This window comes from Sporichthyaceae bacterium, assembly GCA_036493475.1.
Classification (GTDB): Bacteria; Actinomycetota; Actinomycetes; order Sporichthyales; family Sporichthyaceae; genus DASQPJ01.
Window position 1 is genome coordinate 1 of the sequence record DASXPS010000005.1, and the last position, 17,300, is coordinate 17,300.

The window sequence follows — 17,300 nt, forward strand, 5'->3', positions numbered from 1 at the left end:
GCCTGGGTGCCGGAGTAGTCGAACTCGCAGGCCTGCCCGATGACGATGGGGCCGGACCCGATCACCAGCACCGAGTCGATGTCGTCACGCCGAGGCATCCACGCTCCTATTGCTCATCAGATCGGCGAAACGGTCGAACAGGTAACCGGCGTCGTGCGGACCGGCCGCGGCCTCCGGGTGGTACTGCACGGAGAACGCCGGGACGTCCAGGCAGCGGACGCCCTCCACGACGTCATCGTTGAGGCAGACGTGGGACACCTCGGCGCGCCCGTACGGCGTCTCGGTGGCGCCCTGCCGCGGTGCGTCCACCGCGAAGCCGTGATTGTGCGCGGTGATCTCCACCTTGCCGGTGGTGCGGTCCATCACCGGTTGGTTGATGCCGCGGTGGCCGAAGCGCAGTTTGTAGGTGCCGAAGCCCAACGCCCGGCCGAGGATCTGATTGCCGAAGCAGATGCCGAACAGCGGCACCCGGGCCTGCAGCACGCCACGGGCGAGATCCACCGCGTAGTCGGCGACGCCGGGATCGCCCGGCCCGTTGGACAGGAACACCCCGTCCGGGTCGCGGGCCAGCACCTCGGCCGCCGTCACGGTGGCGGGCACGACGTGGACCTCGATGCCGCGCTGCGCCATGCGGTGCGGAGTCATCGCCTTGATGCCGAGGTCGACGGCCACCACGGTGAGCCGCTTCTCCCCAATTGCGGGCACCACGTAGGGCTGCGGGGTGGACACCTCCTTGGCGAGGTCCGCGCCGAGCATGTCCGGTGAGTCCAGCACTCGTTGCAGCAGCGCGGCCGGCTCGGCCTCGATGCTGGACACCCCGACCCGCATGGCACCCGCATCGCGCAGATGGCGGGTCAACGCCCGGGTGTCGATGCCGCTGATGCCCACGACCTGCTGGGCGCGCAGTTCGTCCTCGAGGGATCGAACGGATCGCCAGTTCGACGGGACGCGGGCCGGGTCGCGCACCACGTAGCCGGCCACCCAGATCCGACCGGACTCCGGGTCCTCGTCGTTGACCCCGGTGTTGCCGATGTGCGGGGCGGTCATCACCACGACCTGCTTGTGGTACGAGGGGTCGGTCAGCGTTTCCTGATACCCGGTCATGCCGGTGGAGAACACCGCCTCGCCGAAGGTCTCCCCGACCGCGCCGTAGCCCTCGCCATGAAACGTGGTGCCGTCCTCCAGCACCAGCAGCGCCCGATCCCGCGTCATGCGATCTTCCCGTCCAGCACCGTCGGCCGCCCGCGCAGGAACGTGGCGTACACCGCGCCCGGCAACTCCCGTCCCCGGTAGGGAGTGTTGCGGCTGCGCGAGGCCAGCTGATCGCCGTCCACCACCCACGGGGCGCTCGGGTCGTAGAGAGTGAGGTTGGCCGGTTGGTCCACCGCGATGCTCCGCCCGTGCCCGTCCACCCGACCGATGCGCGCCGGGCGGATGGACATCCGGTCGGCCACCCCGGCCCAGTCCAGCAGTCCGGTATCCACCATCACCTGCTGCACCACGGCCAGCGCGGTCTGCAGGCCCAGCATGCCCATGGCCGCCGCCGCCCACTCGCAATCCTTGTCCTCATCGGCGTGCGGGGCGTGGTCGGTGGCCACCGCGTCGATGGTGCCGTCGGCGAGACCCGCCCGCAGCGCCTCCACATCGGAGTGCGTGCGCAGCGGCGGATTCACCTTGTAGATCGGGTCGTAGGAGCGCACCAGGTCATCGGTAAGCACCAGGTGATGAGGCGTCACCTCGGCGGTGACGTCCCAGCCCTTGGCCTTCGCCCAGCGAATCAGGTCCACCGAGCCCGCGGTGGACACGTGGCAGACGTGCAACCGGGAGCCGACATGCGCGGCCAGCAGGCAGTCACGGGCGATGATCGCCTCCTCGGCCACCGCGGGCCAACCGCCCAGGCCGAGCAGCGCCGACATCTCGCCCTCGTTCATCTGCGCGCCCTCGGTGAGCCGGGGCTCCTGCGCGTGCTGGGCGATCACCCCGTCGAAGGCCTTCACATACTCCAGCGCGCGGCGCATCAGCACCGCGTCGGACACACACTTGCCGTCGTCGGAGAACACCCGCACCGCGGCCGGGCAGTCGGCCATCGCGCCGAGTTCGGCCAGCCACTCACCGGCCAGTCCCACGGTCACCGCGCCCACCGGGCGGACATCGGCGTGCCCGTACTCCTGGCCCATTCGCCACACCTGTTCGACAACCCCGGCGGTGTCGGCCACCGGCGAGGTGTTGGCCATCGCGTGCACCGCGGTGAACCCGCCCAGCGCGGCAGCGCGGGTGCCGGATTCCACGGTCTCCGCATCCTCCCGGCCGGGCTCACGCAGATGCGTGTGCAGGTCCACCAGACCGGGCAGCGCGATCAATCCCGCGGCGTCCACGACGTGCGCGCCGGCCGCGGACAGGCCCGGCCCGATCTCCACGATCCGCCCGTCGGCCAGCAGCAGATCGGTGGGTTCGCCGCCCAGCGGCGCGGCCCCTCTCACGATGAACGAACTCATGCACCTTCCGTTTCGTCGTCCCGACCGATGGCGGGCTCACTGCCGGACAGCAGCAGATAGAGCACCGCCATGCGCACACTCAGCCCGTTGCTGACCTGCTCGACGATCGTCGAGCGCACCGAGTCGGCGACCGGGGCGGTGATCTCCATGCCCCGGTTCATCGGCCCCGGGTGCATGACGATGGCGTGCTCCGGCAGCGTCGCCATGCGCTCGGAGTGCAGGCCGTAGCGGCGGCTGTACTCGCGCGCACTGGGGAAGAACGCGGCGTTCATCCGCTCGCGCTGCACCCGCAGCATCATCACCACGTCGCTCTTGGGCAATTCGGCGTCCAGGTCATAGGACACCGCGCACGGCCACGATCCGACGCCCACCGGCAGCAGGGTGGGTGGGGCGACCAGGGTGACCTCGGCGCCCAGGGTGTGCAGCAGCAGCACGTTGGATCGGGCCACCCGGCTGTGCAGGATGTCGCCGACGATCGACACCCGGCGGCCCTCGATGCCGCCCAGCCGATCGCGCATGGTGTAGGCGTCCAGCAGCGCCTGGGTGGGGTGCTCGTGCGTGCCGTCCCCGGCGTTGATCACAGAACCGCGAATCCAACCCGCAGTTGCCAACCGGTGCGGTGCGCCGGACGCGAAGTGCCGCACCACGACCGCATCCGCGCCCATGGCCTCCAGGGTCAGCGCGGTGTCCTTGAGGCTTTCCCCCTTGGACACCGACGAGCCTTTCGCGGCGAAGTTGATCACGTCGGCACTCAACCGCTTGGCGGCCAGCTCGAACGAGGTACGGGTGCGCGTGGAGTCCTCGTAGAACAGGTTGACCACGGTGCGCCCGCGCAGCGTCGGCAGTTTCTTGATCGGCCGGTCGGCCAGCCGGGCCAGTTCCGCCGCGGTGTCCAGAATCGCCACCGCGTCATCCCGGGTCAGGTCTGCGGCGCTCAACAGATGTCGCTTCATGAGCGCTCCCCCAACAGCACGCAATCCTCGTCGTCGTGTTCGGCCAGTCGTACGGATACCGTCTCGGCCAGCGAGGTGGGCAGATTCTTGCCCACGTAGTCCGCGCGGATCGGCAGTTCCCGGTGTCCGCGGTCGACGAGCACCGCCAGTTGCACCGCGCGCGGCCGGCCGATGTCGTTGAGCGCGTCCAGCGCGGCCCGGATGGTGCGTCCGGAGAACAGCACGTCATCGACCAGCACAACCACCAGATCGTCGACCCCGGCGGGCGGCACATCGGTGCGTCCGGGAGAACGGGCGGGGCGCAGCGCGATGTCGTCGCGATACATGGTGACGTCCAGCGAACCGACCGGGGGCGGCTCGCCCTCCACTTCACCGATGCGGGCGGCCAACCGGCGCGCCAGCGGCACACCCCGGGTGGGGATGCCGAGCAGCACCACGTCGCGGGCGCCCTTGTTGCGTTCGATGATCTCGTGCGCGATGCGGGTCAGTGCCCGACGCACATCGGCAGCCTCCAGGACCGGACGGCCCGAGGCAGGCCCGCGTGCGGGCCCCGGCGCGGCGATAGCCATGCGAGGTTCACCCCTTCCCCGCCTCTCCGGACGGGCCTTAAAGGGACCGACTTTGCGTGCTCAGCCTAGCAACCGGGAAGGAGACCGGACACATGCCCCGGGACGGGTCAAAGCAGAAATTGGGTGACCAATCGTCAGAATGCCTGCCGCACACTGGTTGACGCCGATGCTAACTCTGCGTAGTGTTACCGTGCGTAGTGAGTGGCATGACAGAGAGCTACTCCACCGATCGTCAGGAGTCACCCGTGCCGAGTGAGTACGCCAAGTCGCTGGGCTCTCGACTGCGGGCCATCCGCACCCAACAGGGCCTGTCGTTGCACGGCGTGGAGGAGAAGTCGCGCGGTCGGTGGAAGGCCGTGGTGGTGGGCTCCTACGAGCGTGGCGACCGTGCGGTGACCGTGCAGAAGCTCGCCGAATTGGCCCAGTTCTATGGCGTCCCGGTGGCCGAACTCCTGCCCGGCGGCACCCCGTCCGGCGCGGCCGAGCCGCCGCCGCGCCTGATCCTCGACCTGGAAAAGTTGCAGGACGCGCCGGCCGAGGCGGCGGGCCCGTTGTTGCGCTACGCCGCGACCATCCAGTCCCAACGCGGCGACTACAACGGCAAGGTGCTCTCCATCCGCCAGGACGACCTGCGCACGCTCGCGGTGATCTACGATCGTCCGCCGAGCAAGCTCACCGAGGACCTGATGAAGTGGGGCGTGCTGCACCCCGGCCGTGGGCGCGACGAGGACTACTGAGCCGGCGTCGCCCGGGAGCGCTACGCGCTCAGCGTCGGCTTGAGCTCCAGAATGCGGGCGAGCAGTCCGTTGACGAACGCCGGGGACTGATCGGTGGACAACTCGGTGACCAACTCCACCGCCTCGCTGATCGCGACCGCGTCGGGGATGTCGTCCGCCCACAGCAGTTCATAGATCCCCACCCGCAACACGTTGCGGTCCACCGCGGGCATCCGGTCCATCGGCCAGTCGACCGCATAGGTGGCCAGCAGGTCATCGATGCGTACCCGTTGCGCCGTCACGCCCTCGACCAACGCGACGGTGTACTCACGGACCGGCGGATCCTCCGCGGCCACCCGTTCGGCCAGGGTGAGCAGCACGTCCCGCCGACGCAGGTCCGCCTCGAAAAGAATGTCGACCGCGCGCTTGCGGGCCTTGTTTCGGGCGCTCAGTTGACCCGCCCGGTGTACTCGCCCGACCGGGTGTCCACCTTGACCTTCTCGCCGGTCACGATGAACAGCGGCACCTGAATCGAGGCGCCGGTTTCCAACGTGGCGGGCTTGGTCCCGGAGGTGGATCGGTCCCCGGCCAGACCCGGCTCGGTGTAGGAGATGACCAACTCCACCGACGGCGGGAGTTCCACGTACAGCGCGGCGCCCTCGTGCAGCGCCACCGTGGCGTTCTGGTTCTCCAACATGTACTTGGACGCGTCGCCGACGGTCGCCGCCGGCACCGGGGTCTGCTCATAGGACTGCGTATCCATGAACACGAAGTCCTCGCCGTCCTTGTACAGGTACTGCATCTCGCGCTTGTCGACGCTCGCGGTCTCCACCTTGATGCCCGCGTTGAAGGTCTTGTCCACCACCTTGCCGGACAGCACATTCTTCAGCTTGGTGCGCACAAACGCGGGCCCCTTGCCGGGCTTGACGTGCTGAAAGTCCACCACAGACCACAACTGGCCCTCGATGTTGAGCACGAGTCCGTTCTTCAGATCGTTCGTCGTCGCCACAAGCCCGTCTTTCCCTGCGTCCGTAGTGGTCAGCGGACGAGAATACGCGGCTTCAGTCCAGGACCAGCAATTCCTTGGTGGACATGGTCAGCAGCTCGGGCCCGTCGGTGCCCACCACCAGGGTGTCCTCGATGCGCACCCCGCCGCGGCCGGGCAGGTAGACGCCGGGCTCCACGGTCACCGGGCAGCCGGCGTGCAGCGTCCCGGCTCCGGTCGCGGCAATCAGCGGTGCCTCATGGATCTGCAGCCCGATGCCGTGCCCAAGCCCATGCCCGAAGTGCTCCCCGTGCCCGGCCTCGGTGATCACGGTGCGGGCGGCGGCGTCCACCGCGGCCACCTCGGCGCCCGGTGCCAGGGCCTGACGGCCGGCGCGTTGCGCGGCGAACACCAGGTCGTAGATCTCCACCTGCCAGTCCTCGGGGTTCGCCCCCACCACGAAGGTGCGGGTCATGTCCGAGTGGTAGCCGTCGAACCGGGCCCCGAAGTCGATCTTGAGAAGATCGCCCTGCAGGATCCGCCGGTCAGTGGGCCGGTGGTGCGGGATCGCCGAGTTCGCGCCGGTGGCGACGATCGTGGAGAAGGCCGCGGCCTCCGCACCGGACTCGAGCATGCGCCGCTCGAGTTCGCGGGCCACGTGCCGTTCGGTGCGGCCGCACACCAAGCCGTCGACCACGTCGGCCAACGCCGCATCGGCGATCGCCGCGGCCTGCCGCAGCGCGGCCAGTTCGACCTCGTCCTTGACCATGCGCAGCGCTTCGACCGCGCGGGCGACGGAAACCAGATCCAAGTCCGGGCACTCGCGCCGCAGGGCGGTGTGCAGGTCGACGGTGACCTGATGGGACTCGAAGGCCAACCGGCGCACGCCGAGCCCCGCCGCACGGCGAGCCAGCTCCGCGGCCACCGCTCGCTCCACGACCAGTTCCACGTCCGGTGCCGCGTCGCCCGCCGCGACCTGGTATCGGCTGTCGGTGGCCAAAAGCGCGGCGTCGGCTGTCACCAATAACGCCGCGTTGGAGGAGGCCAATCCGGTCAGGTAGAGCACATTGACCAAATCGGTGATCAGCGCGGCGTCCTGCTCGGCTGCCGCGAGCATCGACCGCAGCCGATTGCGACGCACAGCATGGACATCGGGCACTCGATCAGGGTACGGCCCGGAGCCCGTGCGCGGGGCCAGTGACTGCCCGTCAGATAATGGCCAACGCGCGCAGCGCCAACCGGTAGGAATCAACGCCGAAGCCCGCAATGGTGCCGGTGGCCACCCCGGCGATGACCGAGTTGTGCCGGAACGTCTCCCGTCGGGCCGGATTGCTGATGTGGACCTCGATCAGCGGGGCACGCAGTTGCGCGCAGGCGTCGCGAACGGCGTAGGAGTAGTGGGTGAACGCGGCCGGGTTGAGCACTACCGGAATTGCCTCGTCCGCGGCGGCGTGCAACCACCCGATCAATTCGGCCTCGTCGTCGGTCTGCCGGACCTCGACGGCCAGACCCAATTCCGCGCCGAGCGCCTTGCACTCCTGCGCGAGGTCGGCATAGGACGTGGCCCCGTAGACGTCGGGCTCGCGCGAACCCAACCGACCCAGATTGGGGCCGTTGAGCACCCACACCGTTCTCATGCCGAGATCCTTCGATAAGCCTCAACCAGCAGGTCCGGGTCGGGATCGGCGGCGATCACGGGCTGCGCCAGGGCGTCCAGGACGACCAGTCGAAGCGTGTCGCCGCGGGACTTCTTGTCCACGCTCATCGCGGCCCGCAGCGTTGGCCAGCGATCGCCGCGGTACGTGGTCGGCAGACCCACGGCGGTCAGGATTCGCCGGTGGCGCTCGACCAGCTCGGCGTCGATGCGGCCCTGCAGCGCGGCCACCTCCGCGACGAACGCCATGCCAACCGCGACCGCCGAGCCGTGCCGCCAGCGGTAGCTCTCCGCGCGCTCGATCGCGTGGCCGAGCGTGTGCCCGTAATTGAGCATCTCCCGGCCGATGCCCCCGCCGGCTCCGGTCTCCCTCAGGTCCACCGACACCACGTTCGCCTTCACCTGGATCGACCGGGTGATCAACTCGCGGGTCCACCGACCCTCCGGGGTGATCGCCTGATCCGGCGCACGTTCGACGATGTCGAGGATCTCCGGGTCGGCGATGAAGCCGGCCTTGACCACCTCGGCCAGGCCACTGCACCACTCTTCCGCGGGCAGGGTGCGCAACACTGCCAGATCACACAGCACGCCAACCGGGGTGTGGAAAGAGCCGACCAGGTTCTTGCCCTCCTCGGTGTTGATCCCGGTCTTGCCGCCGACCGCGGCATCCACCATGGCCAACAACGTGGTGGGCACCTGCACCAGCTTCACTCCGCGCAACCAGGTGGCCGCGACGAACCCGGCAAGGTCGGTGGCGGCGCCACCACCCACGCCGACGATGGCGTCGGTCCGGGTGAAGTTGGCCCGACCGAGTTCCGCCCAGCACTGCGCGGCCGTGGCGACGGTCTTGGCCTCCTCGGCGTCCGGCACCTCGATGGTCAGCGCGCGATAGCCGGCCTTGGTCAGGTGCTCGCTGATCGCCGCGCCGAGGAAGCGCAGCTGCTCGGGACAGATCAGCGCGACTGAGGCAACGTCAGAACCCAGCAGGGCGGGCAATTCCCCGGCCAGGCCGAAGCCGACCAGCACCTCGTAGGGTGCCGGGCCGCCCACGTGCAGCCGGTCCGGCTCGGCCGCGCTCATGAGCCCACCTCGGTGGACTCCAGGGCCGCCAACACCTGTGCGACCACGTCATGGACCTTGCCGTCGGCACCGATGGTGAACGTGGCCACCTCGGAGTACAGCGGGCGGCGGGCGTCCAGCAGCCTGCGCAAGGTGGCGCGTGGGTTGTCCAGCAGCAGCGGGCGGTCCCGGTTGAGTCCGACCCGACGGGCGGCCATCGGCAGCCCGACATCGAGGTAGACGACCCGTTGCCCGGCCAGGGCCGCCCGGGTCTGTTCGGCCAACACCGCGCCGCCGCCGAGGGCCAGCACACCATCGAACTCCGCCAGGGCCCGGCCGACGGCTTCGATCTCCAGCGCGCGGAACGCCGGCTCGCCGTCGTCCACGAAAATCGACGACACCGGCTTACCCGCCGCCGCGGCGATGTCCGTGTCGGTGTCCCGGAACGCGCAGCCCAGCTTGAGCGCGACCTGGCGGCCGATCGTGGTCTTTCCGGAGCCGGGAGCGCCCACCAGCACCGCGCGCGGGCTCATGACCCCGCCTCGTTCCTCGGCGGCGTCATGAGGCACGAGGGCGCTGTGCTTATTGATTCGCTCGCAAGCTCGCTCATGACCACCCCAGGCCACGTTCGTCGAGCGCCGCACGATACCCCGCGATATTGCGGGCCGTCTCGGCCACCGAGTCGCCGCCGAATTTCTCCAGCACCGCATCGGCCAGCACCAGCGCCACCATGGCCTCGGCCACCACTCCGGCGGCCGGGACCGCGCACGCATCAGAACGCTGCGCGATGGCCTTGGCCGCCTCTCCGGTGGCCACGTCGACGGTGTCCAGCGCGCGGGGGACGGTGGAGATCGGCTTCATCGCAGCGCGTACCCGCAACACCTCACCGGTGCTCATCCCGCCCTCGGTACCACCGGAGCGCCCGGATCGGCGCCGCGGGCCGTCGCCGGTGGCCTCGATCTCGTCGTGCGCGGTCGAGCCCCGGGCGGCAGCCAGCTCGAAGCCGTCACCGACCTCGACGCCCTTGATCGCCTGGATGCCCATCAGCGCCGCCGCGAGTCGCGCGTCCAGCCGACGGTCCCAGTGCACGTGGCTGCCCAGGCCGGGCGGCAGACCGTGCACCACCACCTCAACCACCCCGCCGAGGGTGTCCCCGGCGTCCTTGGCCGCGTCCACCTCGGCGATCATCGCCTCGGCCAGTAGCGGGTCGAAACAGCGAACCGGACTGGCGTCCACTGCCTCGGAGTCCCCGCGGCCGGGCACCGAACCGCCGACAGGCGCGGCGACGGTGCCGATGCGCACCACGTGGCTGAGCACCACCGCATCCAGGCTCTGCGCCAGGAACGCCTTGGCCACTGCGCCCAGCGCCACCCGGGCCGCGGTCTCCCGAGCGCTGGCCCGCTCCAGCACCGGACGGGCGTCGTCGAAGCCGTACTTCTGCATGCCGACCAGGTCCGCGTGGCCGGGTCGGGGCCGGGTCAGCGGGGCGTTGCGGGCGATCCCGGCGAGCTCCTCGGCGTCCACCGGGTCCGCGGACATCACGCGCTCCCACTTGGGCCACTCGGAGTTGCCCACCGAGACGGCCACCGGGCCGCCCAGCGTGATCCCGTGTCGCAGCCCGCCCACGAAACTGATCTCGTCCTGCTCGAACTTCATTCGGGCGCCCCGGCCGTAACCCAACCTGCGCCGGGCCAGCTCCGCACCCACCTCCTTGGAGGAGATGCGCACGCCCGCCGGCAATCCCTCGAGGATTGCCGTGAGGGCGGGGCCGTGGGACTCCCCAGCCGTGAGCCAGCGCAACATGAGCCCCATTCTCCCACGTCAGCGCATGCGTTCGGGCAGACCGGGCGCCCGCCCGGTATCGATCCGACAGTGACGGGTGTGAAGGAGTACCACTTTCGGGGGTGAGAAACGCATACTGACGAGCGGGGGCAGCACAGTTTCGGGAAACGGGGACGGGTTCAACCATGGTCGAGGGCGCAGCTAACCGTCGGTGGCGCACCGCGCTGCTGGCGTCGGCCTGCCTGGTGCTCGCCGCGTGTGGCGGCTCCTCCCCCAAGGCCGGGGACATGGACCCGGTTGGCACCTCCGCGGCGGTCCGGATCAGCCCGGCAACGGGCATCGCCGACGTGGCGCTCAACGCCCCGGTCACGGTCACCAGCGCCCGCGGGCCGCTCGACCACGTGGACGTCACCGACGCCAACGGTGCCTACCTGGCCGGCGATTTCGGCGCCGATCGCACTACCTGGACCTCCGCGGCCTCGCTGCGCCCGGACACCGACTACACGGTGCGGGCCAGCGCCGCGGGTGACCACGGTGACCCGATCACCAACCTGAGCACCTTCCACACCCGGAAGCTGACGGAGGATCAGTCGCTGATCGCCGAGCAGGTCACCCCGGCCGACGGGGACACCGTCGGCGTCGCCTATCCGATGGTGGTGCAGTTCAACCACCAGGTGCACAACCGCAAGGCGGTCACCGACGCATTGGCGGTGGAGACCTTCCCGCAGGTGGACGGCGCCTGGTACTGGATCGACCCAGCGACCGTGGATTACCGCCCGCAGCAGTTCTGGCCGGCCGGCACCGTGGTCACCCTGCACGCCAACCTGCGCGGCGTGGACGCGGGCAACGACCTGTGGGGCGCGGCCAACAAGACCTCGTCGTTCACCGTGGCCCGCCAGCAGGAGATCGATGTCAACGTCAAGACCCACGAGCTGGCGGTGATCCGCGACGGCAAGCAGATCGCGAAGTTTCCCATCTCCAGCGGCAAGGCCGGCTGGGAAACGCGTAACGGGACCAAGGTGATCATGGAAAAGGTCACCGACAAGACCTGGACCAACCAGGCCATCGACGCCCCGGAGCACTACGTCAAGCACTCGCAGTGGGCGATGCGCATGACCAACTCCGGGGAGTTCGTCCACGACGCCCCGTGGAACGCCGCGCACCTCGGCGAGGACAACGCCAGCCACGGCTGCGTGGGCCTGTCCACCGACAACATGTCCTGGCTGTGGGACCACACCATCGTGGGTGATCCGGTGGTGGTCACCGGGTCCCCAGTGCCGTTCACCGAGCTGGATAACCGCATTCAGGACTGGAACGTCCCCTGGGATCGTTGGCTGGGCAATAACTTGGACCTGTCCGACCAGTGAGCATCACCGGTTGTGTCCGGTAGATCCCATGGATCCCTTTCGTCACTTGTGAGCGGCGTGTCGCGGTCCGAAGACTAGCTCTGTGTCACGACCCGATGACGTCGAGTGCGTAAAACTGTGGAGATTCTTCCAACTCCGCAACATCCGGAACGGTGCGTTCCGCCGCCTCGTCCATGTGACATCTGGCAGCACGTGGACCATGCACCGCACACCGGGGGATGCAATCAACAGCACACGTTTCGAACAGCTGCGGCGCACGCGCCCGGTTGCGCTGGCCGCGGCGGGGTTGTTGTTGGCCGGCTGCACCGGTGCGACCGCAGCGGCAAGTTCCCCTGCGGCTCCCCCGGCGCCGGTCCCGGCCGACGTGTCGATCACCCCGACCGACGGCACCGACACGGTGCTGCCCAACGGCGTGGTCACCGTCACTGCGAAGTCCGGCATGCTCAACCACGTCGACGTGAGCGACCCGGCCGGCGTCTACCTGCTCGGCACGTACAACCCGACGCACACCGTGTGGACCTCGGCCGCGCCGCTGGTGCCGGATTCGAAGTACGCCGTCTCGGTGTCCGCCACCGGTCCGAAGGGTGACTCGTCCACCGACACCTCGGGCTTCGTCACCGCTGCGGTGGATGCCGCCAAGCGACTGCTGGTCGCCCAGGTCACCCCGGCCGACGGGGACACCGTGGGCGTGGCCTATCCGCTGGTCGTCCAGTTCAACCACTCGGTGATCAACCGCGAGGATGTCACCAAGGCGCTGCAGGTGACCACCTCCCCGCACGTGGACGGCGCCTGGTACTGGATCGACGCGCAGACCGTGGACTACCGGCCGGAGGGCTTCTGGCCCGCGGGCACCGTGGTGAAGCTGGACTCGAACCTCACCGGGGTCAGCGGCGGCAACGGGCTGTGGGGCGTGAAGAACATGGCCTCGTCGTTCACCGTGGGCCGCCAGCAGATCATCAAGGTCAACGTGAAGACCCACAAGATGTCCGTGGTGCGCGACGGCAAGACCATCGCCTCGTTCCCGGTGTCCACCGGCAAGCCCGGTTGGGAGACCCGCGACGGCACCAAGGTGATCATGGAGAAGGTGCTCAACAAGCACTGGACCAACGCCGCGATCGATGCCCCGGAGCACTACAGCCTGTACTCCGCCCACGCGATGCGGATGACGAACTCCGGTGAGTTCATCCACGACGCGCCGTGGAACACCGGCAACATCGGTGAGGCCAACACCAGCCACGGCTGCGTGGGCATGACGGTCTCGGACATGGACTGGCTCTACGACCACACCCTCGTCGGGGACGCCGTGGTGGTGACCGGTTCGCCGAAGCCGTACACCGAGATCTACAACCGTTACCAGGACTGGAACGTCTCCTGGTCGAAGTGGCAGACCGGGAACTACAACCTTTCCGACGGATAGTCAGCCCTGCAGCGGCAGGCTGACCGCGGGTAGCGCACCACCGCCGAGCCAGGTCCCGTTCACACCGGCGTCGTGCGCCAGCTCGTCATGCGAGGGCATGATGTTGAAGGCCTGGGTGGCCGCGTAGAGGAGCAACTTCTGCGGCGGCAACGGTTGGCCGAGCGCGGCGAGGTAGGCGTAGAAGCCCGCCTCCGAAGCACTCTCGATTGGGCCGACCTGGCGCAGCGCGGCGACGTAATTCAGGGCCGACTGGCCGGCCGGGTCGAACGGCAACACGGCCAACGGTGCGCCGCCCGCCGCGTCCACCAGCGAGGCCTGCATCAACCACGGTGCGAGGTAGGTGCCGTAGCGCGGGGCCGGCCCGGCCTGCAGACGCGCCAGGGCCGGCTGGGAGACCTGCCAGCCCGCGACGGCCAACACTGCGTCGGTCAGCTCGGTGATCGGCGCGTTCGCGGCGAGCACGGAGATCTTCGCGGCGCGCGAGGCGGCCCGCACCTCGTGTTCGGCCGCGATCCCGCGTGGTGAGCCGTCCACGATCACCTTCAGTCGTTTGACGCCCCGCCCGCCCAGAAACGCGACCTGGGCGCGCAACGCGGCGGCGTCGGTCGGGGCCAGGGACTGCGACGGGCACGTGGTGAGCGGACGGCGGGATCCGCCGAGTACGGCGCCCAACGCGGCGGCGGCGCATTCCGCGCCGTCCGGGTCGGACAGGCCGGCCTGCCCGGGACCAACGCCGGTGTCCAGGACCTGAACCGCGACCTGGCGGCCCTGATGCAACGTGAGCACCGAGCGTCCGGCCGGGAGCCGAACCTGCGCCCACAGGCCCTGGGCGCCCGGACGGGGTTCAGCCCGGTAGCGCTGACCGTCCACGACGATGTCGGTGAACCGGTCGGTCATCAGGTGAACGAGGTTGATGCCGGGGCGCTGCGGCGTGACCACCAGTCCGGTGATCGCGTCATCGAGGTCGATCGCCCGGGCCAGCGGGACGCCGCTGGCCGGAGGTGGACCGGGCGCGGGCAGGCTGGTCAACACCGCGCCCACGATGAGCGCAACGACCAGCACACCGCTTTCCAGCCGGGCCAGCACGCCGTCACCCCCAGCAGCGTTCTCGGCGCGGCGGGCGCGCAGCAGGGCGCGTACGGCGAGGCCCAGGGCACCCGCGATGAGCAGCAGCGCCACCTTGAGCACGACCAGGGTGCCGAAGTTGGTCAGCGTAATCCCGTGCAGGGTGACGTTGTCGTCGTGTGCCTGGAGCACGCCGGTGCCCGCAGCCAGTAGGGCCGCACCGACGGCGACCGGCCCGAGTCGGCGCACCACCGCGGTCCGACTCCCCGGCGCGGCGGTCGCCGAGGCCAGCGCCGCGCCCGCCCAGACGGCGACCACGCCGACGTGCGCGAGCAGCAGGACCGCGGTGCCGGCCGAGGCCCGCAGCGTGCCCCAGCACATCCAGCCAACGGTGAGCGCGCCGAGCGGGACTCCAAGCAGCGCCGGCCCGGCCAGCGCCGCGGCCGCGTCGAGCACCAACAGCGGGACCAACAGCAGATACCGAGAGGCGGGCAGACCCCCGATGGCTCCGACAACGGCCCCCACCACACCCATACCTGCGGCCGTCGTCAGCAGACGCTTGGCCCGTTCGGTCGGCCGCCCCGCCAATGGACGAAGCAGCGCGACCCCGGCCAGCAGGGCGGCAGCGGTCAGAGCCACCGTGCGGGCAACCGAATCCGAGGCGGACAGATTCGCCGCGGACTCACCGCCGTGTGCAGACGCGGGCGCCGCCGCCCCGATCTGACCGAGAGTCAGGATCAGGACGGCGGCGAAACCGCGGAGCGCGTGGCGCGATCGGCCCCCGGGCATCCCTACCGGAGATCTTGTTCAGGGACGGCGAAGACCTCCGAGTGTGGTAGCGCATCACCAAAGGCGCCGTGCGGCCAGTTCGGACGATTGAACTGCACGCATCGCTGCCCGGTGTGCTCGTCCACGAAGTTGTCGTCCACCGCGAGCTTGCCCTGCTTGCTGATGTCCAGCACGCACAGTTCGTGGTTGCCGTCGACGTTGGCACGGGCCACGAAATAGTCGTTGAAGGCGACACGGCTCAGGTGGGTGGTCTCGTGGTAATAACCGTCGGGACCGAGCGCGAAGTTGTCCATGGCGCCCCAGTGCGGACCACCGGAGGTGTTGTCCACCACCCGGAAGCTGTCCGACAGCGTCGGACAGTCGGCCTGCGCACCACCGTGCGTGGCCTGATTCAGCGTGGTGATGTCGCACGTGGTCGCGTTGCCGACGGCGAGCAGCTTGTGCACGTCGAGCATGAAAACCTGCTTGACGATGTCGCTGCCGGTCAGGCTGGTCGAACCCGGGCCGCGGCCGATCACTGCGTTGACCAGATAGTGGTCATCCGGGCTGATCTGGATCCAGCTGGACCCGGAGCAGCCGTCGCCCGTGGCGGCCCCGGGCCAGTGGTACGCGGAGTACGCCGACACGTCCCAAACCTCGCGGAAGACCGGGGTGGGGTCGGTGATATCCGGCGTGTAGTAGATGGCGCCACCGCACATCGCCGAGATGAACGCACCCTTGTGCTGGGGTTGGTGGGTGACGCCGAGTTCCATGGTGCCGCGCGGCTCTTCGAACGCGGGGCTGGGCTCGCGGCGCGGGCCGTCGGGCATGTGCGAGAGCGACACCAGTTTGGCGTTGTCCCGATTGGTGATGTCGAAGATCCGGACGGTGTCCCGCAACAGGAATGGGTCCGGCTCGTGGACGGGGTCGAGCACGATGTTGCGCGGCTCGACGAAGTCCGAGGTGATCATGCGGTTGAGGTCCTCGCGCACCTGGATACCGTGCGGGTTGGCGCAGTTGGGGTACGGCAGCGCCGGGTAGTCCGGACAGAATCCCTCGGAGTGGTCCGAGGACGCCGGCACCTCGGAAAGGGTCTTGCCCGCCGAGTTGAGGCGCACGATGCTGCCCGGCGAACCGCCGAAGCCGTTGCTGACCCGCACGGCGCCGTTGGTGTACCTGCACGGGCCGGGGACGTCCGCGCCACCCATGTAGGTGCCGTATGCGGTGCCGTCCTTCAGCGTCCAGTACGCATCCGGGATGGAACCGCAGGGGGTGTCCATCGGCAGATTGACCCCGGTGAGATCGACCCTGGGCAGGTCCTTGACGTTGAAGACGTAGGTGATGTCGCTGTACAGGCCACCGGCGTAGATGGAGTCGCCCTTGTGCCACGCGTACTGCATGTGGTGCGGCTCGTTCTCGAGCACCGGGTTGACGGTGACGGTGTTGACCACCCGGCCCTCGGTGGGAGAACCGTTGGTGGCGTCGATGATCGCGAGAAAGTCAGGGCCCGCCACGTTGTCCTTGACGGTCCGCTCCCCGGCACTGGGGTCCGGGTCCACGCTGGGGTTGAAATTCTTGACGTCCGCGGTCGCGTTGTGGCCCGCATTGCGATCGCCGGCCCACACCACGAGGTACTCGCGGCGGATGTGGCCGTCGGCGGCGACAATCTTCTGCGCCAGTGGGTTCGTGCCGTTGCGGGCCGAGGCGACCAAGTCGCGGGTGGCCTTGACCACCGCCGGACTGTCCTGAACCAGGTGATTGGTTGCGGTGAAGATCTGGCCGTTGCTCGCGGTGAAATGCGAGGCGTACTCCACTACATCGGAGGCATCTGCCTTCTGGGAATGCACCCCGACGAAGGCGATCGAGATGAGGGCGGCGACGGCACCGAGCGCCGTCACGCGCAAACCTCTACGGCCGCGTGGGGCCGCCTGGTCGCGGGCGATTGCCATGACGCCTCCGGGATCTTGTTGCGACACGTTTCCGACGGTCCACTCGACCCGTGTCGACAGTTTAGATTTTTTCTTAGTAATTCGGTACCAATCGCCCACTGGCTTGGCGCAATCCACGCTTACCCCAGCACGGATGAAAGACCCGTGACCCCGCGTTCGCGGGGAGCGCCGCTCAGCCGTCGTCGACGGTGGAAAACCAGCTCCCGGTCGATGCCTGCGGGCCCCGCGGCAACTGCTTGCGCAGCATGGTGTTGACCGTGGCCAGTTCGGCCGGATCCTTGTGGCTGATCGCCGTTCGACCGCGGGCGATGAGCCGCTGCACGTCCGCGTCCTTGCTCTTGGCCAGTGTCCGGCGCAGGTCCTCGAAGACCAGCGCCTCGAGCTTGCCGGAGCGGCGCAGCAGCCGGGCGCCGATCTCCAGCAGCACCTCGGCCTGCCTGCGCAGCACGGCGCGATCCCGGTTGGCCAGCGCCCGGGCCGCGGCAGCGTCCGCCGCGGCCAGGTCCGCGCGGTCGGCGTCG

General features: G+C 69.3%; 17 protein-coding genes. 3 read left to right on the forward strand and 14 right to left on the reverse strand.

Translation table 11 applies throughout. The features are described from left to right. Nucleotides 1–84: 84 nt before the first annotated feature. The 4 genes from carA to pyrR are packed head-to-tail and all read right to left on the reverse strand — an operon-like array spanning nt 85 to nt 4,017. Nucleotides 85–1,212 (reverse strand): glutamine-hydrolyzing carbamoyl-phosphate synthase small subunit, encoded by a 1,128-nt coding sequence (gene carA, locus VGJ14_00320; GenBank protein HEY2830837.1) that lies wholly within the window; start codon nt 1,210–1,212, stop codon nt 85–87. After that, entirely contained in the window at nt 1,209–2,495 is a 1,287-nt protein-coding gene (locus VGJ14_00325) for a dihydroorotase (GenBank protein ID HEY2830838.1), read from the reverse strand. Before VGJ14_00325 ends, carA begins: the two co-directional genes overlap by 4 nt. After that, nucleotides 2,492–3,448, reverse strand: coding sequence for an aspartate carbamoyltransferase catalytic subunit (locus VGJ14_00330; GenBank protein HEY2830839.1), 957 nt, complete (start codon nt 3,446–3,448; stop codon nt 2,492–2,494). Before VGJ14_00330 ends, VGJ14_00325 begins: the two co-directional genes overlap by 4 nt. Continuing rightward, nucleotides 3,445–4,017: a bifunctional pyr operon transcriptional regulator/uracil phosphoribosyltransferase PyrR gene (gene pyrR / locus VGJ14_00335; protein ID HEY2830840.1), complete on the reverse strand. Its 573-nt coding sequence runs from the start codon at nt 4,015–4,017 to the stop codon at nt 3,445–3,447. The genes VGJ14_00330 and pyrR overlap by 4 nt, the downstream gene beginning before the upstream one ends. A gap of 245 nt (nt 4,018–4,262) precedes the next feature. Here pyrR and VGJ14_00340 point away from each other — a divergent pair, with 245 nt between their 5' ends. Next, nucleotides 4,263–4,754 (forward strand): transcriptional regulator, encoded by a 492-nt coding sequence (locus VGJ14_00340; GenBank protein ID HEY2830841.1) that lies wholly within the window; start codon nt 4,263–4,265, stop codon nt 4,752–4,754. A gap of 20 nt (nt 4,755–4,774) precedes the next feature. Here VGJ14_00340 and nusB read toward each other — a convergent pair whose 3' ends face one another. From nusB to aroC, 7 genes are all read right to left on the reverse strand, one after another. After that, entirely contained in the window at nt 4,775–5,185 is a 411-nt protein-coding gene (nusB, locus tag VGJ14_00345) for a transcription antitermination factor NusB (protein HEY2830842.1), read from the reverse strand. Beyond that, complete coding sequence (gene efp / locus VGJ14_00350) at nt 5,182–5,742, reverse strand: elongation factor P (GenBank protein ID HEY2830843.1); 561 nt, start codon at nt 5,740–5,742, stop codon at nt 5,182–5,184. Before efp ends, nusB begins: the two co-directional genes overlap by 4 nt. 52 nt (nt 5,743–5,794) lie before the next feature. Continuing rightward, nucleotides 5,795–6,877: a Xaa-Pro peptidase family protein gene (locus VGJ14_00355; protein HEY2830844.1), complete on the reverse strand. Its 1,083-nt coding sequence runs from the start codon at nt 6,875–6,877 to the stop codon at nt 5,795–5,797. 49 nt (nt 6,878–6,926) lie between these two features. Continuing rightward, on the reverse strand, nt 6,927–7,355 hold the full coding sequence (aroQ, locus tag VGJ14_00360) for a type II 3-dehydroquinate dehydratase (protein HEY2830845.1): 429 nt from the start codon (nt 7,353–7,355) through the stop codon (nt 6,927–6,929). Continuing rightward, nucleotides 7,352–8,452: a 3-dehydroquinate synthase gene (gene aroB / locus VGJ14_00365; protein ID HEY2830846.1), complete on the reverse strand. Its 1,101-nt coding sequence runs from the start codon at nt 8,450–8,452 to the stop codon at nt 7,352–7,354. Before aroB ends, aroQ begins: the two co-directional genes overlap by 4 nt. Next, on the reverse strand, nt 8,449–8,964 hold the full coding sequence (locus VGJ14_00370; protein ID HEY2830847.1) for a shikimate kinase: 516 nt from the start codon (nt 8,962–8,964) through the stop codon (nt 8,449–8,451). The genes aroB and VGJ14_00370 overlap by 4 nt, the downstream gene beginning before the upstream one ends. 73 nt (nt 8,965–9,037) lie before the next feature. Then, nucleotides 9,038–10,234, reverse strand: a complete 1,197-nt coding sequence (aroC, locus tag VGJ14_00375) for a chorismate synthase (GenBank protein HEY2830848.1) — start codon at nt 10,232–10,234, stop codon at nt 9,038–9,040. A 164-nt stretch (nt 10,235–10,398) separates the two neighbouring features. On the opposite strand from aroC, the gene VGJ14_00380 reads away from it, so the two are divergent. Both VGJ14_00380 and VGJ14_00385 read left to right on the forward strand, forming a co-directional pair. Continuing rightward, the gene (locus VGJ14_00380) at nt 10,399–11,580 is read left to right on the forward strand and encodes an Ig-like domain-containing protein (GenBank protein HEY2830849.1); all 1,182 of its coding nucleotides are present in this window, start codon (nt 10,399–10,401) and stop codon (nt 11,578–11,580) included. A 199-nt stretch (nt 11,581–11,779) separates the two neighbouring features. Next, nucleotides 11,780–12,997, forward strand: coding sequence for an Ig-like domain-containing protein (locus VGJ14_00385; protein HEY2830850.1), 1,218 nt, complete (start codon nt 11,780–11,782; stop codon nt 12,995–12,997). On the opposite strand, the gene VGJ14_00390 is transcribed toward VGJ14_00385, so the two are convergent. The 3 genes from VGJ14_00390 to VGJ14_00400 form a co-directional block, all read right to left on the reverse strand. Continuing rightward, nucleotides 12,998–14,851, reverse strand: coding sequence for a hypothetical protein (locus tag VGJ14_00390; protein HEY2830851.1), 1,854 nt, complete (start codon nt 14,849–14,851; stop codon nt 12,998–13,000). Nucleotides 14,852–14,853: 2 nt separating this feature from the next. Next, the gene (locus VGJ14_00395) at nt 14,854–16,728 is read right to left on the reverse strand and encodes a hypothetical protein (GenBank protein ID HEY2830852.1); all 1,875 of its coding nucleotides are present in this window, start codon (nt 16,726–16,728) and stop codon (nt 14,854–14,856) included. A 223-nt stretch (nt 16,729–16,951) separates the two neighbouring features. Continuing rightward, nucleotides 16,952–17,300 (reverse strand): hypothetical protein (locus VGJ14_00400; GenBank protein ID HEY2830853.1); only part of this gene is annotated, 349 nt, incomplete at its 5' end.

Bases quoted from the DNA above. Each gene is read 5' to 3' on its own strand.
- carA (HEY2830837.1), bottom strand. From the start codon at position 1,212: ATGACGCGGGATCGGGCGCTGCTGGTGCTGGAGGACGGCACCACGTTT.
- VGJ14_00325 (HEY2830838.1), bottom strand. From the start codon at position 2,495: ATGAGTTCGTTCATCGTGAGAGGGGCCGCGCCGCTGGGCGGCGAACCC.
- VGJ14_00330 (HEY2830839.1), bottom strand. From the start codon at position 3,448: ATGAAGCGACATCTGTTGAGCGCCGCAGACCTGACCCGGGATGACGCG.
- pyrR (HEY2830840.1), bottom strand. From the start codon at position 4,017: ATGGCTATCGCCGCGCCGGGGCCCGCACGCGGGCCTGCCTCGGGCCGT.
- aroQ (HEY2830845.1), bottom strand. From the start codon at position 7,355: ATGAGAACGGTGTGGGTGCTCAACGGCCCCAATCTGGGTCGGTTGGGT.
- aroB (HEY2830846.1), bottom strand. From the start codon at position 8,452: ATGAGCGCGGCCGAGCCGGACCGGCTGCACGTGGGCGGCCCGGCACCC.
- VGJ14_00370 (HEY2830847.1), bottom strand. From the start codon at position 8,964: ATGAGCCCGCGCGCGGTGCTGGTGGGCGCTCCCGGCTCCGGAAAGACC.
- aroC (HEY2830848.1), bottom strand. From the start codon at position 10,234: ATGTTGCGCTGGCTCACGGCTGGGGAGTCCCACGGCCCCGCCCTCACG.
- VGJ14_00380 (HEY2830849.1), top strand. From the start codon at position 10,399: ATGGTCGAGGGCGCAGCTAACCGTCGGTGGCGCACCGCGCTGCTGGCG.
- VGJ14_00385 (HEY2830850.1), top strand. From the start codon at position 11,780: ATGCACCGCACACCGGGGGATGCAATCAACAGCACACGTTTCGAACAG.
- VGJ14_00390 (HEY2830851.1), bottom strand. From the start codon at position 14,851: ATGCCCGGGGGCCGATCGCGCCACGCGCTCCGCGGTTTCGCCGCCGTC.